At 69.0% G+C, this 1,024-nt stretch carries 1 protein-coding gene; it reads right to left on the bottom strand.

All coding sequences use genetic code 11. The features are described 5' to 3' along the window. The coding region (locus ACIRDU_RS38605; RefSeq protein ID WP_403588904.1) for a condensation domain-containing protein at positions 1–1,024 on the bottom strand (1,024 nt) is incomplete at both ends.

Genomic DNA, 1,024 nt, shown 5'->3' on the forward strand with positions numbered 1-1,024 from the left:
CGTGCTCACGCCCCAACCGCTCCAAGCCGGCCACCAACTCCGGCTCCAGATCGAAGGCATACGTCGCCCCCGCCCACGACGGCCGCACCGGACGCACACGATCCACCGGCAACTCCAACACCGGCAGACCACCCAACCGCTCACGCCAGAACGCGAGATCGTCGGTGATGGGCTGGTCGCCGCGCTCGGTGCGCTGCCAGTCGGTGTAGTCGGCGTACTGGACGGGGAGTTCGGGCAGGTTCTCGCCCGCGTAGAGGGCGCCGAGTTCGCGGACCAGGACGCTCATGGACCAGCCGTCGGTGACGATGTGGTGCATCGCCAGCACCAGCAGGTGTTCGGTGGCGTCGAGCTGCCAGACCAGTGCGCGGAACAGGGGGCCGTTCTCCAGGTCGAACGGCTTGCGCAGTTCCTCACCGGCCTGGCGTACGGCCTCGTCCAGGGTGTCAGGAAGGTTTCGCAGGTCTCGCCACACGCTGGTGACTCCGGTGCGGGCGGCCACACGCTGGACGGGCCGCGCGTCGACGAGCGGGAACGTCGTGCGCAGGCTCTCTTGCCGGTGCACGAGCTGTCGCAGTGCCTGGTCCAGGCGCGTGCGATCGAGTTCGCCTTCGACTCGCCAGGCCAGTGCGGCCATGTAGTCGGGTGCCTTGGGGTCGAGCTGGTGCAGGAACCACAGACCCTCCTGCGCATAGGAGAGCGGGAAGTCACCGCTGCGCGGCATCCGAGTGATGCTCGGTTCCGGTTCGGCCGCCGCGGCGGGGAGAGCCGCGGCCAGTTCGGCGATGGTGGGGTGTGCGAAGAAGTCCCGGACGTCGACGGGCCGTCCCAGCGCCTTGACCAGGCGGGCGACTGCCAGTGTCACCAAGAGCGAGTGGCCTCCGAGGTCGAAGAAGTTGTCGTGGATGCCGATCCGGTCGAGCTGGAGGACCTCCTGCCAGACCTCGGCGACCGCCTGTTCGGTGGGAGTGCGGGGCGCCTGGTAGCTCTCACGAAGGTCGGGACGGTGCTGGTCGGGGTCGGGCAG

Origin of the sequence: Streptomyces sp. NPDC093598 (assembly GCF_044764825.1) — a bacterium.
GTDB lineage: Bacteria > Actinomycetota > Actinomycetes > Streptomycetales > Streptomycetaceae > Streptomyces.